Origin of the sequence: Aliidiomarina celeris (assembly GCF_003316875.1) — a bacterium.
GTDB classification, from domain to species: Bacteria; Pseudomonadota; Gammaproteobacteria; order Enterobacterales; family Alteromonadaceae; genus Aliidiomarina; species Aliidiomarina celeris.
This window is the reverse complement of sequence record NZ_QMIL01000001.1, coordinates 485555-502046: the sequence shown is the minus strand read 5'-3', so window position 1 is coordinate 502046 and position 16492 is coordinate 485555. Positions and strand designations below refer to the sequence as shown.

Genomic DNA, 16492 nt, shown 5'->3' with positions numbered 1-16492 from the left:
AATCAAACTGAAAAGAGGAAGATGTTTTGAAATCTGCAATGTTATCTCTGGCTTTTGCCTTATTCGTGTCTGTAGTGGCTATGCCGGCTCAAGCAGCAGAAATGAAAGTTGCTGTTGTTGATGTGCGTGCAGTGTTCGAACAGTTACCACAAGCGCGTGAAATTGGTCAAACTATTGAAATGGAATTTCAAGATCGTGTTGAGAGCTTGCGTGCAATGGAAGAAGAAATGACGCAAATGCAAGAGCGCTTGCAACGTGACGAAGCGATTATGAGCGAAGAAGAATTACAACAAGGCGCGATGGCACTTCAAGAAAAGTATCAAGAGTACCAGCAGCGTCGTGACGCCTTATCAGAGCAGTTGAATCGTCGCCGTACTGAAGAGCGCAACCGTGTGTTAGGTCAAATTCAGCAAGTGGTAAACGACATCGCCGAAGCTGAAGGTTTTGATTTAGTACTCGAAGCAGGTAACTTAGCCTTCTCAAAAGAAAGCTTAAGCATTACCAACCGCGTTGTTCAACGTATGACGCGCGACTAATATGAGCACGTCAACTTCAACAGCGATTTCGCTGAAAGCGCTGGCTGAACGTATCGGCGCCTCGGTAAGGGGCGACGACACGTTCGAGGTTGAAGGCTTGGCGACACTTGCGAAGGCAACGGCCACGCAAGTTGCGTTTCTCGCAAACCCTAAATATCAGTCGCAGCTTGAAACCACAGCGGCCGGTGCCGTGATTGTGCATCCAAAGCAAGCCGACTTGGTGAAGGGGCATGCTTTAATCAGTGCGAATCCGTATTTGAGCTATGCGAAGGCTGCACAGGTGTTTGATAAGGCACCACAAGCGCCCGTTGGGGTTCATCCCTCCGCGGTTGTCGATCCTTCAGCGGAAGTAGCTGAGGGCGTAAGCATTGGGCCGCAAGCGGTGGTCAGTGCCGGTGCGGTCATCGGTAAAGGCTCCATTATTGGCGCTCAGTGCTTCGTAGGTGAGAATGCACGCATTGGTGAGTATTGTCGGCTGTGGGCGAATGTAACGGTTTACTACGAAGTTGTGATTGGCGACCGATGTTTGTTCCATAGCGGCGTTGTGCTGGGTAGCGATGGTTTTGGTTGGGCGAATGACGCTGGCAAATGGGTCAAAATACCGCAATTGGGTAGCGTGATTATTGGCGACGATGTAGAGATTGGCGCCAACTCAACAGTTGACCGTGGCGCGCTTGACGACACCATTATCGAGTCGAATGTTATTTTGGACAATTTGTGCTTAATTGCGCATAACGTAACCATTGGTTCGGGCTCTGCTATTGCGGGTAAAACCGGTATCGCTGGGAGCGCCAAAATTGGCCGTAACTGTATGTTTGGTGGGGCTACCGCCATTAACGGCCATATTGAAATAGCCGACAATGTGCAGTTGCATGGTATGAGTATGGTTACGCGCAGTATTACCGAGGCGGGTGTTTATGCGTCGGGTATACCAGCAATGGAGCAGGGCGCTTGGGCAAAAGCCGGAGTGCGCTACAAGCAACTGCCAGACTTATTCAACCGTGTACGCGCGCTAGAAAAGAAATCAGAATCTTAGTTTGGGGGAAGTTGCCGTGACTGATACAACACAGGCCGGTTTTAATATTGATGAAATTGCACAAATTCTTCCGCATCGGTATCCCTTTGCGTTAATCGACCGTGTTATAAGTTACGACTTAACGCACAAAACGCTTCATGCAATTAAAAATATTACCATTAATGAACCCGTTTTTATGGGGCATTTCCCAGGTAATCCTATTTTCCCTGGCGTACTCCTCTTAGAAGCGATGGCGCAAGCAACGGGAATGTTGGGCTTTAAAATGACTGAAAATGTTGGAGCGAATGAAATTTATTTATTCGCTGGCATTGATAACGCGCGTTTTAAGCGGCAAGTAATTCCGGGTGACCGCGTTGATTTTTACGTAGATTTTGAAAAAGAGAAGCGTGGTATTTGGAAATTCAAAGGTCGCGCAGAAGTAGATGGCCAGTTGGCTGCGACTGCTGATTTAATGTGTGCAAGAAGGAACGTGTAGCTTGATCCACGAAACTGCAATCATTGATCCGAAGGCGAAACTGGGCCGCAATGTTAGCGTAGGCCCATGGACTTGGATTGGTCCCGACGTTGAAATTGGTGACGACTGTGTTATTTCGTCACACGTAGTGGTACGTGGGCCAACGGTTATCGGCAAAGAGAATCGTATTTTTCAGTTTTCCTCTATTGGTGAAGACTGCCAAGACAAAAAATACGCAGGTGAACCTACGCGGCTAGTGATTGGTGACAATAACGTTTTTCGTGAATGTACCACCATTCATCGTGGCACCGTGCAAGACCAAGGCCTCACACAAATTGGTAGCGACAACCTGTTTATGGGGTATGTACATGTGGCGCACGATTGCATGATTGGCAGCCATAATATTTTTGCGAATGGCACAACCTTAGCGGGTCACGTTCACGTTGGCGACCACGTTATTTTAGGTGGCTTTACCGGGGTGCATCAGTTCTGCAAAATTGGTTCGCATGCCTTTACCGCCGTAAGTTCCGTGGTGGTGCAAGACATTCCTCCGTTCATAATGGCACAGGGCCACAATGCGGTGCCACGCACCATTAATAGCGAAGGGTTAAAGCGCAGAGGCTTTAGCGCTGACGAGATTACGCAAGTGAAGCGCGCGTTTAAGTTGCTCTACCGTAGTGGTTACACATTGAATGAAGCGGTACAAGCCATGTCTGCCCTAGGCTCAGAACATGTTCAGCTTATGGTTGATTTTATTGGTGAGTCGACCCGCGGTATTATACGTTGAGTGTAAAGGCCATGCCTGATCAAGCCTCGTTATGTATTGGTATTGTTGCCGGTGAAAGCTCCGGCGACATTCTCGGTGCGAATCTCATTAAGTCGTTAAAACAACAGCACAGTAATCTCCGCTTTGTTGGTATTGGTGGCCCTTTAATGGAAGCTGAGGGGTTGCAAAGCATTTTACCCATGGAAACCTTATCGGTTATGGGAATAGTGGACGTGCTGAAAAATCTTCCTGCTTTACTTAGGGCCCGCCGGCAAGTGGTGCAAACCATGCTGCGTGTGCAACCTGCCGTTTTTATCGGTGTAGACGCCCCAGATTTCAATTTACCAATTGAAAAAAAATTAAAAGCGAAAGGGATTAAGACTGCCCATTATGTCAGCCCTTCAGTATGGGCATGGCGACCGAAACGTATTTTTAATATTCAAAAGGCAACCCACGATGTGTTTAGCATTTTGCCCTTTGAAGCGGAATTTTACGCTCAGTATCAGGTTCCGTGCACCTTCGTTGGCCACCCGCTCGCCGATGAAATTCCAATGCAATCGAACCGGGACAGTGCCTGTGCAGCGTTAGGTTTGCATTCTGAAAAAACTTATATTGCATTACTGCCGGGTAGCCGCGGCAGTGAAGCAGGTATGTTAACTCGCGACTTTTTGGAGGCGGCTCATTTGCTCAAAGCAAAACGGCCGGAACTCGAGTTCCTTTTAGCTTACGCCAATGACGCGCGGAAAAAGCAAATTGAAGCCTTGCTTACCGAGCGCGACCGCGAGTTAGTGTTGCACACGTTCGACGGGATGAGCCGCACGGTGATGTTGGCCGCGGAAAGTTGCGTATTAGCGTCGGGTACAGTGTCGTTAGAAGCGATGCTACTCAAGCGGCCAATGGTGGTGTGTTATCGTTTTGGTGCATTGAACTACCGCATTTTGAAACGCTTTATTCGAGTGGCTTATTTCTCGTTGCCGAATTTATTGGCGAACAGTCCATTAGTTAAAGAACTTTTGCAGGACCAAGTGACACCTCAAGCAATAGCGGGAGAAATTGAGCGGTTGCTGCAAAGCGATAATACTGAGCTCTTACAGCAGTTTCAGGCGCTCCATGAGCAAATACGCTGTAATGCCGGCGCGCAAGCTGCCGCTCGCGTGCTCGCGCTCGCCGAGCAAGCCTAGATAGTTGTTCCATTCGAAATTTTAGAACTCAAACATCGATTTAATCCAATGTATTTCATTCCTGCTTTCGGCTACTCTGTAGTTACATACTGAAGTAGGAGTGAATGATGGGTTTATTAGTTGACGGAAAATGGCACGATAAGTGGTACGACACCGACAAAACAGACGGTCGCTTTGTTCGTTCCGAATCTCAGTTTAGAAATTGGATTACCCCAGACGGCGCGCCGGGACCTACCGGTGAAGGTGGTTTTGAAGCAGAATCGGGTCGCTATCATCTTTATGTTTCGTATGCCTGCCCATGGGCACACCGAACGCTTATTTTCAGAGTATTGAAAGACTTAACGTCGCATATTAGCTATAGCGCGGTGACTCCCGAAATGTTAGAAAACGGCTGGGAGTTTGGTGCTGATGAGCTTGCCGATCCGCTTTTTGACTACGATTTTGCGCACCAGCTCTATACTCGCGCCAACGAAAGCTATTCAGGGCGAGTAACCGTGCCCATTTTGTGGGACAAAAAGCGCAATACAATTGTAAGTAATGAGTCGGCCGATATTATTCGTATGCTCAACTCTGCCTTTAATGGCATTACCGGTAATCATGACGATTATTACCCAGAAGCGCTCCATAACGACATTGATGCGATTAATGATTTTGTTTACGACAACGTAAATAATGGCGTTTATAAATGTGGATTTGCGACCAAGCAAAAGGCCTATGTGGAGGCTTTTGAAGAACTCTTTAATGCGCTCGACGCGCTTGAAGAGCGTTTAGCGAAGAGCCGTTATTTATGTGGTGACACTATTACCGAAGCTGACTGGCGGTTGTTCACTACCTTGGTGCGATTCGACTCGGTTTATGTGGGGCACTTTAAAACCAACAAAAAACGTATTGTCGACTACCCCAATATTTGGAACTACGTACTTGAGCTATACCAAGTTCCCGGTGTTGCACAGACCGTACGGATGGACCATATCAAGACCCACTATTATGTAAGCCACACCATGATTAACCCAACCGGTGTTGTACCTGAAGGGCCAGAAATAGATTTTAATGCTTCGCATGATCGGAGGAAATTCGCATGAGCCAAGCCAAAATAATTCAACGCCGTGTACGCGGCATGCCTGCACAAGACGGTGCTGGCGTAAAGTTAAGTCGGATCATAAATCAACCGGCCTATAAACATCGTGACCCATTTTTAATGCTCGACGAGTTTAAGTCGGACAACCCAAATGACTATATTGCCGGTTTTCCGCCACACCCGCACCGTGGCTTTTGCACGCTCACCTATATGTTAGCGGGTAATATGGCGCACCAAGATTCGCGCGGCAATTCAGGTGAAATTAGTACCGGCGGTTTGCAATGGATGAAAGCGGCGCGGGGGATGATTCACTCGGAAATGCCGAAGCAAAAAGACGGCTTGATGTGGGGCTTCCAGCTGTGGATTAATTTGCCTGCTGAACAGAAAATGTCGGAACCGGATTATGCCGATATTCCAGGCAGTGAAGTTCCTGAAGTGGCAATAGCGCAGGGTGTGGTTCGCGTATTAGCGGGCGAGTTTGGCAGCGAAACGGGGCCTGTAAAGGCAGAGGGGCGCAACTTTTTGTATCTCGATTACCGTGTCGACAAAGGCGAAGTTACGCTGCCGAATCAACAACAAGACACGCGTTTGGTTTATGTGTACAAGGGCTCTGTGTTAATCGACGGTGTGACGGTGAACGCAGGCGAGTTGGTCGATTTGAATTCCGCAGCGGAAGTTGTGCTAAAAGCGCATGAGCCAAGTGGGTTCTTGGTACTGGCCGCCGACCCCATCGGCGAGCCGATCGCGCAATACGGGCCCTTTGTAATGAATACTGAAGCTGAATTGCGCCAAGCCTTTGCAGACTACCAAAACGGCACCTTGGCTTAATAGGCAGTAAAAAACGGTGACTAACGAGGCTGTTCTGCTTGAACAGCTTGGTTCCGACCGTTCTGTTTTGCTTGATACAGCGCCATGTCGGCGCTGTTCAACCATTCTGCGGCGTTTTTATAGTGGTGAGAAAACGCCGCAACACCCAAACTAATGGTCAATTTAAGCGTAGTGGGTTTGCCCTCGTGCTTAATGGCTAGTTGGTGCGCTTCAACTTTTGCACGCAGCCGTTCCGCTACTGCCATAGCACTCTCTAACGTGGTATGGGGCATGGTGACCACAAATTCTTCACCGCCATAGCGCCCGCAGAGGTCGGTTTCACGTTGGCTGTCACGAATTACCTGCGCAATGGCTTTAATGGCCTGATCTCCCACTTGGTGCCCGTAGGTGTCGTTCACACGTTTAAAGTGGTCGATGTCGAGCAGAATAACTGCGCAGTCTTCGTTATAGCGCTGGCAGCGAGCAAACTCTTGTTCAAACAGTTCTTGCCAGTGGCCGCGGTTAAAAAGCTGGCTGAGGGTATCGGTTCGGCTTAAAGACTGCAATTTGAGTAAGCTATTTGCTTCTTCGCTCACGTCGTAGATAAGCGCGCATACTTGTTCAATCTCTTTAGTGGCGCCATAAAGTGGAAATAGCGTAATGTTCTGGAACATCAACTCCGAGGGAGCCGTATAAGGGCGAATGTGCGGGAATAAAAGGCTATGGGGCTCTTGCCGCCAGTTACAATGGGCTTGAATGCCAAGCGCTTTGACCGCCGCTGCTTTTTGTTCAAACCAACTGCGCGGCAAACTGGGCAATAAATCGAAAAGGTTTTTGTTGCGTGCTTTGGCACTGCTAATGCCGCTATGATTTTCCATAAACCCGTTCCAAACATTCACCGAATAGTGCTCGTCGAACACAATGAGCCCCACTTCTATGTTTTGCAGGATTTGCAAAATCCAATGCAAGTTGTCTATGTTCAGTTCCGTTTTATGCATCGAGCAGGTACTCCGCGCGCTCTGTAAGAATAGGGATAGAGTTTTGACTAAAAATAACGATTAAGTCGCAGTCTAGGTCGTAGTCGGGAATGCTGTAGTCAATGTCCACAACCAATACCGTTTCGTGATGCGAGTGGGTATTTAATAAGCTTTCGATCGGTTTGTCGAGGGCTACGATTGAGGGTTGGCTAATATTAAAATCTAAGTCGAGTTGGCTAGCGAAACGCTTTAAAAAGCTCGCAATCAGCAAAGAGGCAATGTCTAAGAAAACACTTTCGCGCATGTTATTAAAGTCGTGCTCTAAATAATGTGCGAGCTTACTCGGTAAGTCGTTGAGCGTGCGGTTGTCGAGTAACAGTAAGGCTTCACCTGCGATTTGGTGCCCCACAAAGCCTTCCGATACCGCATTCACATGAGTTCGCGCCGGAAAGCGGAAGCTATTGGGTACATCGGCGTACGACATGCTGCGTACAATGGGTATAGGGAGTTGAATAAAGGTGTCGAGCATAGCTCCGAGCGACTTAGCGGCATCGCCAAGGGCAATATTACACACTTCTTTGAGTACGTCGGAAGCTTGTAGGGCTTGATGATTGACCAATTGACGAACAGGCGCATTACTCACCAGTTCTTGAATAAGACCGTATTGGCTTAACAGTTCATTCAGCTCGTTGCCTTGAATGGGCTTGTGCACGAACCCAAGCGCTCCAAGTTGTTTTACGCGATTTTTAGACTCTGCTTGAATATCGCCGGAAACAACCACAACCAATACGTCGAGTTGCTGCGCACGAATTTGCGTCAAAACCTCAAAACCGTCCATGACGGGCATGGTCAGGTCGAGGAACAATAAGTCCACCTGGCCGTGTTGTATACGGTCAAGTGCTTGCTGGCCATTGTCGGCAAACTCGATAGTTACATTCCAGTTTTGCGGTAATGAGCGAGCAATATTTTTTTGCGCAACTTTTGAATCGTCACAAATAAGGAGGTTCATGGTCACCTAGTTATTATTCTTTGCCGGTTTAAATTGCGTTGAACTCGTTCTTTAGCTGATCAAAGCGGGTTTGATGGGCTGCGGGTAACGACAACCCTTCAATAATTCGAAAACAACGTTTACATGAGTCAATAAGATACCGAGATTTTAAGTCTTTTTTGTCAATTACTTTCAATGCAGCTTGAATATAATTCAATGCAGCGCCGCTGTTCATGGGCGCGATCTTTAATGCGGTTTCGAATTCATGTAAAGCGGTTTTATAATCGCCTTCCGTATAGGCCTTAATTCCGTCTTTATTGGCCGCCACAAACGCTTTTCGTTGGTCTTTGCAGCGTTCGATTCTACTCTCTAACAGCTTCTTATTGTAGGGATCAAATACAGCTTCAGTGGTTAAGCCGTCAACAAGTAGCTCTGCGCGTTCAAATTCACCAATGTCGAGCAACGCAATAATAATATCGGGAGCAACTTCAGGCGGAATTTCATTTCCTTGCTCTAAAAATCCAGCCACAATAGGTTTGATATTCGCTTGTGCTTCGCGCAGCTGGCCATTAAAGGCATTAATGCGCGCCATTACCGCACTTTCGAGCGTTTTATAGTCAAACTTTGAGTACACCACAACTTCGTCAGTTTTTGCGCGATGTAAGGCAAGCGAGGCCTCTTGCTGATAACGGCTAATTTCGCGTTGGTCTTCGCCATTTTCGGCGGCGTCTAAAATACTACGAATATAAGTACATAAATACTTCGGATCGCGATGTACCGATTTCCGCGAAATTTCGAGCACATGGTACATGGCTTGTTTAGCCAGTTCATACTCGCCATTGCGGCGCCCGAGGTCGGCTAAATATTGTTGGCGGCTCATGGAGAATGGCGCCAGGCTCACCGCACGCCTTGCAACTTCAAGCGCCTCGCGCGGCTTTTCCTGAGCGTCTAGAATGCGCGCCTTTAGGTCATGCGCTTCCGTTGCATTGGCGTTGCTCTTAATTACTTCTTCGAGGAGGCTGAGCGCTTCCTCGAACTCACGCTTGGCATACTTAATACGGGCTAATGCCAACAGGCCCCAAGCAAACCGTTGTTCTTGTAAGAGTAAGGAAATGGAACGCTCCGCCTCGTCTACTTTGCCAAGCCGCAAGTAGAGTTCACTTTTGAGTTGGCGGCAATAATTTTTATAACGGCCGTCGTTTTCAATATGCTCTTTGCAGGCGGCAATGCAGTCTTGATAGTTCTGTCGGTAAAGGTTTTGATAAACTTTTCGCAAGGTAACCCGCTTGCGAAATGCTCTGTTCAAGCGCGACTTAAGCACGTTATTAGAGAAGGGCTTCATTAAATAGTCGTCGGGTTGCAATTCAATGGCACTGAGTACCATCGGCTTGGTGTTGTCACCGGAAACCAGCATAAAAATACCGTCTGGGCGCAACATGTCTTTTACCCGTAGTTCTTCGAGCACTTGGCGGCCATTCTTACCGCGGCCTAGGTTGTAGTCGACCAATAAGATATCGAATCGGTGTTGCCGATGCGCGGCTAAGCCGGCCTCGCCTGAGCTCACCGTAGCAACCTGTAACGCACCAAGATTGAGCAGCATGCTTTTAAGCATAACTTGAAAGGTTTTTTGATCATCAATAATCAAAACTTTCTTTCTGGACAGGTCCAACTCGCCACTCATTCAGTTGTTTGCCTTCTTCAGTTACGTTTAACGATTCGCATTATTGGTAGCCCCATTCTTAACCTCAAGGAGAGCAGTGCGGTGGCAACCATGTTTAAGGTTTTATCTTTGCCGCCGATAAGAATTTAGAACCTAGCGGCATTCATTGTAGTGTGCCACAAGCTTGAGTAAACGACTATGTCAATTGCTACGAACTGGATACAAAATGAACGCGACCTTGGCGTCGAACTTAACAGTGCGCTGCACACCCAAGAGCCGTCGCGATTCAAGTTCCTATTGGCAAGTTTAAGTCCTTATGTTTACGACGCCACCGTACCCGCGCGAGAAAGCGAATCGCAAGTTGACTGGCAGCCTCCATTTGCTGTCGGTGTGAAACGCCCAGTAGCTGCGCAAAGTGAAGACTTCCGTGCACAGCCTAGTGAGTGGTTTCACCAGTCTCGCGCACTTTGGTTCTTACAAGACTGCCTTGCACCAGAGCCCTTAGCCGTGGCAAATGATAGCAAACGTATTCCCGGTTACGTACAAACCAACGTTCCGCATTGGGTGAGTGCACGCAATAGCGAACGGCCGCAACCCGAGCTACACGAAGCGGATTTAGTGGATATGTTGGATCAGCTCCACCAAAAGGCGGTATAGTAGCCCGGAGTTTCCCCACCTTAGAAATGTTATGCATGTAGACGACTTTGTCGATCAGCTTTGGCTTGCCGAAGGCTTAAGCAGCCATACACTTGCTGCTTACAAAAGTGATCTCGAACAAGTGGCGCGTTGGCTTCTGCGTTACCATCAGCAGCCTTTGGTGGACGCCGATCGGGATCAGCTTGAGCAGTTTTTTGCTGAGCTTTCAAAAGCAGGCCGCAGCGCACGTTCCCAAGCGCGCATGCTCAGCGCCTTACGCAAATACTTTAAATGGGTAGCACGGCGAGGTTTACGTAGCGACAATCCGACCGCGCAAATGCTTACACCAAAACAAGTGAAAGCCTTGCCGCAAACCTTAAGCGAGCATGACGTTGCGGAACTCCTTAACGCGCCGCTAACAGAGGAAGCTGTGGGCTTGCGCGACAAAGCCATGCTGGAAGTGCTTTATGCTTCTGGGCTGCGGGTGAGCGAACTGGTGAGCCTACGCATGAGCGATCTGGGCCTACGCCAAGGCGTGGTTCGTGTTGTGGGTAAAGGCAACAAAGAGCGGCTGGTACCCTTAGGTGAAGACGCACTGGAATGGCTTGAAAAGTACTTAAAGTATGCTCGAGCTGACTTCGTGAAAACGGCAAATGATGTGGTATTTTTGTCGACACGGGGGCAACAAATGACCCGGCAAACCTTCTGGCACCGCATGAAGCATTACGCCATAGTGGCCGGTATTCGCAAACCGCTTTCACCACATAAATTAAGGCATGCCTTTGCAACGCATTTGCTCAACCACGGGGCCGATTTGCGGGCGCTGCAGTTATTGTTGGGCCACGCCGACATTAGTACGACGCAAATTTACACACAAGTTGCAAAAGAGCGTTTGAAGCAACTCCACGAAACCCATCATCCGCGCGGTTAATCTTGTATTTTAGAGCCTGAACGGGTAGTGTTCTTGGCTCTTAATGAAGTAAAAAAAGGAAGGCGACGTGAACCGTCTGAAGTACCTAATTTCCGCCCTTACATTGGGCGTGTTATTGAGCACAGCTGCACAAGCGAATGAGCATGAAGAACGTATTCGTTCGGCGCTGGCGAGTATGGGGCTTGCCGTTGAGCGTGTGCGCCCGGCAGCAGAACTCGAAGGATATTACCAAGTCTTTACTCAGCAAGGTGTGTTTTATATCTCTAGTGATGCCACACGCTTAGTCGCTGGTAAGGTATTTAGTGTTGGCGCCGAGCCCACCGATTTAACCGAGCAGGGCATGATGCAAGTGCGCCAAGAGCTGGTTGCAGAGAGCCAAGGCTTGGTGATTAGCTACCCAGCAGAAAATGAACGCTATCGGGTGACGGTTTTTACCGATCACACCTGCCCTTACTGTCGGCAACTTCACGAACAAATGGAGCAGTACAACGCGCGTGGTATTAGCGTGGACTATCTTGCCTTTCCTCGCTCCGGTATGGGCACCAAGTCGGCTCGTGAATTAACCAATGTGTGGTGCTCTGCTCATGCGAATCGTGAACTGGATAACGCAATGGCGGGCAGCCCGCCGGCTTCGAGTGGCATGTGCAATGTTAATTTAGCGGAACATGTTGCGTTGTCTCGGCAAATGGGAGTAACTGGAACGCCTGCTATAATCACGCCTGCGGGTGGGCTGATCGGTGGTTTTCTTCCTCCCGAACAGTTGCTTAACGAGCTGCAAAGTCGTTCACGATAGAATTGCCCATGACTGATGTGCAACTAAAGCGCTATCCGAACGTGGATAGCGTTGATCTTCCTGATTCGCTCTCACCACGTTTGCGCCAAGTTTTGGCACGACGAGGGGTAAAACACGCCCAACAACTCGATTTAAGTTTAAAAGGCTTGGCGCATTTTAGTGCGCTTTCCGATTGTGAGCGCGCGGCAGCGCGAATTGCTGTAGCACTTCAGCAACAGCAATCTATTTGTATTGTTGGCGACTTCGACGCGGACGGCGCCACGAGCGTGAGTCTGTTTATGTTGGCGTTGCAGGCCATGGGCGCGCACAATCTTCAGTTCTTAATTCCGAACCGGTTTGCAGACGGCTATGGCTTGTCATCGAGCCTGGTTAACGTAGCCCAGCAGCAGGGTGCCAAGTTAATTATCACGGTCGACAACGGCATGAGCAGCCATGACGGGGTGGAGCGAGCAAACGCGCTGGGTATCGACGTAATTATTACGGACCACCATTTGCCGAGCAGCAGCCTGCCGAATGCCTATGCCATTGTAAACCCAAATCGTGGTGACTGTACCTTTCCGAGCAAGGCTTTAGCCGGTGTGGGCGTTACTTTTTATGTGCTGATGGCGCTGCGCTCACACTTTCGAGCACTCGACGCGAACCACCCGAATGCTGCAATTAACCTTGCGCAATGGTTAGACCTCGTTGCGGTTGGCACTGTTGCCGACGTGGTGCCGCTCGACTATAACAATCGAATTCTCGTTCAGCAGGGTGTGGCGCGTATTCGCCAAGGTGTGTGTCGGCCCGGTATTCGAGCGTTGCTTAATGTGGCAAAACGTAATCTTGCTGAACTCGAAGCGCGTGATTTGGGCTTTACCGTGGGCCCGCGGATAAATGCAGCGGGGCGACTCGACGATATGCAACTGGGTATTGATTGCTTATTGGCAGAAGCCGAGCATGAAAGCCACGCCGCCGCATTGCGGCTAGACGAGTTGAATCGTTCACGCCGAACGATTGAACAAAACATGCAAAAAGACGCCGACGCTATTCTGGCGCGATTTGACGTACAAGGGCAGGTACTTCCGCCTATTTTAGCCTTGCATGAGGAGGGCTGGCATCAGGGCGTGGTGGGTATTGTTGCTGGGCGGTTAAAAGAGCGGTTTCATCGCCCGGTGATCGCCTTTGCTGATGCCGAAGATGGATTACTGAAAGGGTCGGCCCGCTCCGTTCCCGGCTTGCATATGCGCGATTTGCTCGAGCGTGTGCACAGCCTTGCCCCGCATTGCATAGAACGCTTTGGCGGACACGCAATGGCGGCGGGTTTAACCATTCCGAAAGCGGCCTATAACGACTTTTGTCAGATACTCCAGCAGGTTGCTGAACAATGGGTTGAACCTCGTATGCTGGAACGGGTGATTTGGTCCGACGGCGAGCTCGACACCAGTGATTTTGAATTAGCGTTTGTTGAACAACTCAAAGCGATTGGCCCTTGGGGGCAGAAATTTGAAGCGCCTATTTTCGATAATGAATTTACAGTGGTGAAAGTACGCTGGATGAAAGAGGTGCATTTGAAGCTTACGCTAGCAGTGCCAGGCAGTCAGAACCTTATAGACGCAGTGGCTTTTAATGTGCCAAACCAAGCGTGGGACTGGCAGGAGAGCAACCGTGTGCGGCTGGCGTACCAGTTGCAGGAAAACGTATTTAATGATCGCCGCTCACTGCAGCTGATGATTCAACATCTTTGGCCACTTTGAGCACTGTTGTTTTCTCGCAAAATCCGCTAAAATTGCGCCCCCGTTTTTTGCCAAGCTTTAGGGAATCAAAATGTTAGAAGTGAATGCAGTACTGAACGAGATTAATGACCTTCGGCAGCGCGCGGCGCAGCTTCGGGGGTATCTTTGACTTAACGGTCAAACAAGAGCGTTTAGAGGAAGTTGAGCGCGAGCTGGAAGACGCTGCCGTTTGGAACGATCCCCCTAAAGCACAGGCGCTTGGCAAAGAGCGCGCGCAACTCGCTGAGTTAGTCACTGGTTTTACTGAATTAGAGCAAGGGCTAGACGACGCCGAAGCCTTTGTGGAAATGGCGACAGAAGCCGATGACGAAGACACCCTCGCTGACGCTGAAACCGAATTAGCGCGCTGGCGCGAGGTGTTGGAAAAGTTTGAATTCCGCCGTATGTTTTCTGGCCCTAACGACGCCAATGACTGCTACATTGACTTGCAGTCAGGCTCTGGCGGAACCGAAGCGCAAGACTGGTGCAACATTTTGCTACGCATGTACTTGCGCTGGGCAGAAGCGCATGGCATGAAAACGGAAATTATTGAACTCTCCGAAGGTGAAGTTGCGGGCTTGAAATCTGCTACCTTGCGGATTGAAGGCGATTACGCCTTTGGTTGGTTGCGTACCGAAACCGGCGTGCATCGGTTGGTGCGTAAATCACCCTTCGACTCTGGGAATCGGCGCCATACATCCTTTGCCTCCGCATTCGTTTACCCAGAGATTGATGATGATATTGAGATTGAAATCAATCCGGCTGACCTGCGTATTGATACCTATCGTGCTTCAGGCGCAGGTGGCCAGCACGTTAACCGAACTGACTCTGCGGTACGGATTACCCACGAGCCGTCGGGCATTGTGGTGCAGTGCCAGAACGATCGCTCGCAACACAAGAACAAAGACCAAGCCATGAAGCAGCTCAAAGCGAAGCTGTATGAAATGGAATTGCAAAAGCAAAATGAAGAGCGCCAAGCGTTGGAAGACAGCAAGTCGGACATTGGCTGGGGTAGCCAAATTCGTTCTTACGTGTTGGACGACTCGCGCATTAAAGATTTACGTACCGGCGTAGAAACCCGTAATACACAAGCGGTGCTAGACGGTGATCTGGACCGCTTTATCGAAGCGAGCTTGAAATCGGGGCTGTAAGATTGAGCTGTCGCCTGTGGACCATTTGCCGCAAACAAAAAATCGAATTTATTATTAGTAACTTTAGTGTCAGTAAACTGGCAAACTTATGAAAAGAGGAAATACCATGACCGACAACACGCAACAACCGACTGTGGATCTGAATCAGCAACTGCGTGAGCGCAAAGAGAAGCTGAAGGGATTGCGTGAGAAGGGCGTGGCTTTTCCAAATGATTTTCGTCGCGACAGCCTGGCCGCCGATTTGCATGCAGCCCACGACGACAAAGAGCGTGACGCGCTGGTTGCCGAAGGCATTCGCGTAAACGTAGCTGGGCGTATGATGCTGCGTCGTATTATGGGGAAAGCAAGTTTCGCCACCATTCAAGACATGAGTGGTCAGATTCAGTTATACGTTGCCCGCGACAACTTGCCTGAGGGCGTTTATAACGACGGTTTCAAGAAATGGGACTTGGGCGATATTGTGGGTGCATCTGGGGTTTTATTTAAAACCAACACAGGTGAACTGAGTGTGCAAGTGGATGAGATTCGCCTACTGACTAAGGCATTACGTCCGCTGCCGGATAAATTCCACGGTTTGGCGGATCAAGAGACCCGTTATCGTCAACGCTACCTCGATTTGATCGTGAACCAAAAGTCGCGTGAAACCTTTGTCATGCGCAGTAAAGCGGTGGATTACATTCGCCGCTTCTTGAACGACCGCGCATTCCTTGAAGTAGAAACCCCGATGATGCAAACCATTCCTGGCGGTGCTTCTGCACGCCCGTTTGTAACCCATCACAATGCGTTAGACATGGAGTTGTATCTGCGTATCGCACCTGAGCTTTATTTGAAGCGTTTGGTTGTGGGTGGTTTTGAGAAAGTGTTTGAGATCAATCGTAACTTCCGTAATGAAGGGCTATCGACCCGCCATAATCCAGAATTCACTATGCTCGAGTTCTACTGGGGTTACGCAGATTATCAAGACCTGATGGACCTAACAGAAGAAATGATTCGTGGCTTAGCGCAGGAACTGCTGGGTACCACTGATGTGAACTATCAGGGGCAAACCTTCCATTTTGGTCAACCGTTTGCGCGTTTAACCGTGCTCGACGCCATTATGAAGTACAACCCTGAGATTACCCGCGAGCAGTTGAATGATTTGGCGCAGGCGACCGCGATTGCTGAGCAACTCGGCATTAAAGTACAAAAGAGCTGGGGCCTTGGCAAAATTCAAATCGAAATTTTTGAAGCTACGGCAGAGCATCAGTTGATGGAGCCGACTTTTATTACTGCTTATCCTGCAGAAGTGTCGCCATTAGCGCGCCGCAACGACGAAGACCCCTTTGTAACGGATCGGTTTGAGTTTTTTGTGGGTGGGCGCGAAATTGCCAACGGCTTCTCGGAGCTGAACGACGCAGAGGACCAAGCTGCGCGTTTTAAAGAGCAAGTTGAACAAAAAGAAGCAGGTGACGCGGAAGCTATGTTCTACGACGCGGACTACGTAACGGCGCTAGAGCACGGTTTACCACCTACAGCGGGGGAGGGGATCGGTATCGACCGTTTGGTGATGCTGTTGACCGACTCTCCGTCAATTCGCGACGTACTCTTGTTCCCACACATGCGTCCACAAGCATAATCGGCATGCGCGGCATTCTTCTTTGAGAAAATGCCGCGCAAACCTCGCACAAGCTGCGCGTACAAATCCCTTCTTCCTATTCATGTGATACACGTCATCAGACCATAGTCGTGTTTGCTTTCATGCTATGCT

The 16492-nt window shown here is 49.3% G+C and carries 16 protein-coding genes; 13 read left to right on the top strand and 3 right to left on the bottom strand.

Annotation, left to right across the window (positions count from 1 at the left end; all coding sequences use genetic code 11):
- Positions 1-26: 26 nt before the first annotated feature.
- The 7 genes from DQW12_RS02345 (at position 27) to DQW12_RS02315 (ending at position 5879) form a co-directional block, all read left to right on the top strand.
- The gene (locus tag DQW12_RS02345) at positions 27-536 is read left to right on the top strand and encodes an OmpH/Skp family outer membrane protein (RefSeq protein WP_157957826.1); all 510 of its coding nucleotides are present in this window, start codon (positions 27-29) and stop codon (positions 534-536) included.
- 1 nt (position 537) lies between these two features.
- Complete coding sequence (lpxD, locus tag DQW12_RS02340) at positions 538-1572, top strand: UDP-3-O-(3-hydroxymyristoyl)glucosamine N-acyltransferase (protein WP_113906180.1); 1035 nt, start codon at positions 538-540, stop codon at positions 1570-1572.
- 16 nt (positions 1573-1588) lie between these two features.
- On the top strand, positions 1589-2047 hold the full coding sequence (gene fabZ / locus DQW12_RS02335; protein WP_113906596.1) for a 3-hydroxyacyl-ACP dehydratase FabZ: 459 nt from the start codon (positions 1589-1591) through the stop codon (positions 2045-2047).
- A gap of 1 nt (position 2048) precedes the next feature.
- A complete protein-coding gene (gene lpxA / locus DQW12_RS02330; protein ID WP_113906178.1) occupies positions 2049-2813 on the top strand; it encodes an acyl-ACP--UDP-N-acetylglucosamine O-acyltransferase in 765 nt (254 codons plus the stop codon).
- 11 nt (positions 2814-2824) lie between these two features.
- Complete coding sequence (gene lpxB / locus DQW12_RS02325; protein ID WP_113906176.1) at positions 2825-3973, top strand: lipid-A-disaccharide synthase; 1149 nt, start codon at positions 2825-2827, stop codon at positions 3971-3973.
- Between the two features lie 107 nt (positions 3974-4080).
- Positions 4081-5055, top strand: coding sequence for a glutathione S-transferase family protein (locus DQW12_RS02320; protein ID WP_113906174.1), 975 nt, complete (start codon positions 4081-4083; stop codon positions 5053-5055).
- The gene (locus DQW12_RS02315; protein ID WP_113906172.1) at positions 5052-5879 is read left to right on the top strand and encodes a pirin family protein; all 828 of its coding nucleotides are present in this window, start codon (positions 5052-5054) and stop codon (positions 5877-5879) included. The genes DQW12_RS02320 and DQW12_RS02315 overlap by 4 nt, the downstream gene beginning before the upstream one ends.
- Positions 5880-5899: 20 nt before the next feature.
- Here DQW12_RS02315 and DQW12_RS02310 read toward each other — a convergent pair whose 3' ends face one another.
- The 3 genes from DQW12_RS02310 to DQW12_RS02300 are packed head-to-tail and all read right to left on the bottom strand — an operon-like array spanning position 5900 to position 9504.
- On the bottom strand, positions 5900-6856 hold the full coding sequence (locus DQW12_RS02310) for a GGDEF domain-containing protein (protein WP_113906170.1): 957 nt from the start codon (positions 6854-6856) through the stop codon (positions 5900-5902).
- On the bottom strand, positions 6849-7844 hold the full coding sequence (locus DQW12_RS02305) for a response regulator (protein WP_113906168.1): 996 nt from the start codon (positions 7842-7844) through the stop codon (positions 6849-6851). The genes DQW12_RS02310 and DQW12_RS02305 overlap by 8 nt, the downstream gene beginning before the upstream one ends.
- A gap of 28 nt (positions 7845-7872) precedes the next feature.
- The gene (locus tag DQW12_RS02300) at positions 7873-9504 is read right to left on the bottom strand and encodes a response regulator (RefSeq protein WP_113906166.1); all 1632 of its coding nucleotides are present in this window, start codon (positions 9502-9504) and stop codon (positions 7873-7875) included.
- 177 nt (positions 9505-9681) lie between these two features.
- On the opposite strand from DQW12_RS02300, the gene DQW12_RS02295 reads away from it, so the two are divergent.
- The 6 genes from DQW12_RS02295 to lysS all read left to right on the top strand — a co-directional run bounded on the left by DQW12_RS02295 (position 9682) and on the right by lysS (position 16360).
- Positions 9682-10140, top strand: a complete 459-nt coding sequence (locus DQW12_RS02295) for a VC2046/SO_2500 family protein (RefSeq protein ID WP_113906164.1) — start codon at positions 9682-9684, stop codon at positions 10138-10140.
- 31 nt (positions 10141-10171) lie between these two features.
- On the top strand, positions 10172-11050 hold the full coding sequence (xerD, locus tag DQW12_RS02290; RefSeq protein WP_113906162.1) for a site-specific tyrosine recombinase XerD: 879 nt from the start codon (positions 10172-10174) through the stop codon (positions 11048-11050).
- A gap of 67 nt (positions 11051-11117) precedes the next feature.
- Entirely contained in the window at positions 11118-11843 is a 726-nt protein-coding gene (locus tag DQW12_RS02285; RefSeq protein ID WP_113906160.1) for a thioredoxin fold domain-containing protein, read from the top strand.
- Between the two features lie 8 nt (positions 11844-11851).
- Positions 11852-13576: a single-stranded-DNA-specific exonuclease RecJ gene (recJ, locus tag DQW12_RS02280; RefSeq protein WP_113906158.1), complete on the top strand. Its 1725-nt coding sequence runs from the start codon at positions 11852-11854 to the stop codon at positions 13574-13576.
- 70 nt (positions 13577-13646) lie between these two features.
- Positions 13647-14745, top strand: a protein-coding gene (gene prfB, locus DQW12_RS02275; RefSeq protein ID WP_113906156.1) for a peptide chain release factor 2 whose coding sequence is annotated in 2 segments (ribosomal slippage) — positions 13647-13721 and positions 13723-14745 — 1098 coding nt in all. Because the reading frame shifts where the segments join, the coding sequence is not laid out codon by codon here.
- Positions 14746-14851: 106 nt separating this feature from the next.
- Positions 14852-16360 (top strand): lysine--tRNA ligase, encoded by a 1509-nt coding sequence (gene lysS, locus DQW12_RS02270; RefSeq protein WP_113906155.1) that lies wholly within the window; start codon positions 14852-14854, stop codon positions 16358-16360.
- Positions 16361-16492 lie beyond the last annotated feature (132 nt).

Excerpts from the sequence above, each read along its gene's own strand:
- DQW12_RS02300 (WP_113906166.1), bottom strand. The coding sequence starts at position 9,504 with ATGAGTGGCGAGTTGGACCTGTCCAGAAAGAAAGTTTTGATTATTGAT.
- DQW12_RS02305 (WP_113906168.1), bottom strand. The coding sequence starts at position 7,844 with ATGAACCTCCTTATTTGTGACGATTCAAAAGTTGCGCAAAAAAATATT.
- DQW12_RS02295 (WP_113906164.1), top strand. The coding sequence starts at position 9,682 with ATGTCAATTGCTACGAACTGGATACAAAATGAACGCGACCTTGGCGTC.
- xerD (WP_113906162.1), top strand. The coding sequence starts at position 10,172 with ATGCATGTAGACGACTTTGTCGATCAGCTTTGGCTTGCCGAAGGCTTA.
- recJ (WP_113906158.1), top strand. The coding sequence starts at position 11,852 with ATGACTGATGTGCAACTAAAGCGCTATCCGAACGTGGATAGCGTTGAT.
- DQW12_RS02315 (WP_113906172.1), top strand. The coding sequence starts at position 5,052 with ATGAGCCAAGCCAAAATAATTCAACGCCGTGTACGCGGCATGCCTGCA.
- lysS (WP_113906155.1), top strand. The coding sequence starts at position 14,852 with ATGACCGACAACACGCAACAACCGACTGTGGATCTGAATCAGCAACTG.
- DQW12_RS02310 (WP_113906170.1), bottom strand. The coding sequence starts at position 6,856 with ATGCATAAAACGGAACTGAACATAGACAACTTGCATTGGATTTTGCAA.
- DQW12_RS02320 (WP_113906174.1), top strand. The coding sequence starts at position 4,081 with ATGGGTTTATTAGTTGACGGAAAATGGCACGATAAGTGGTACGACACC.
- lpxD (WP_113906180.1), top strand. The coding sequence starts at position 538 with ATGAGCACGTCAACTTCAACAGCGATTTCGCTGAAAGCGCTGGCTGAA.
- lpxB (WP_113906176.1), top strand. The coding sequence starts at position 2,825 with ATGCCTGATCAAGCCTCGTTATGTATTGGTATTGTTGCCGGTGAAAGC.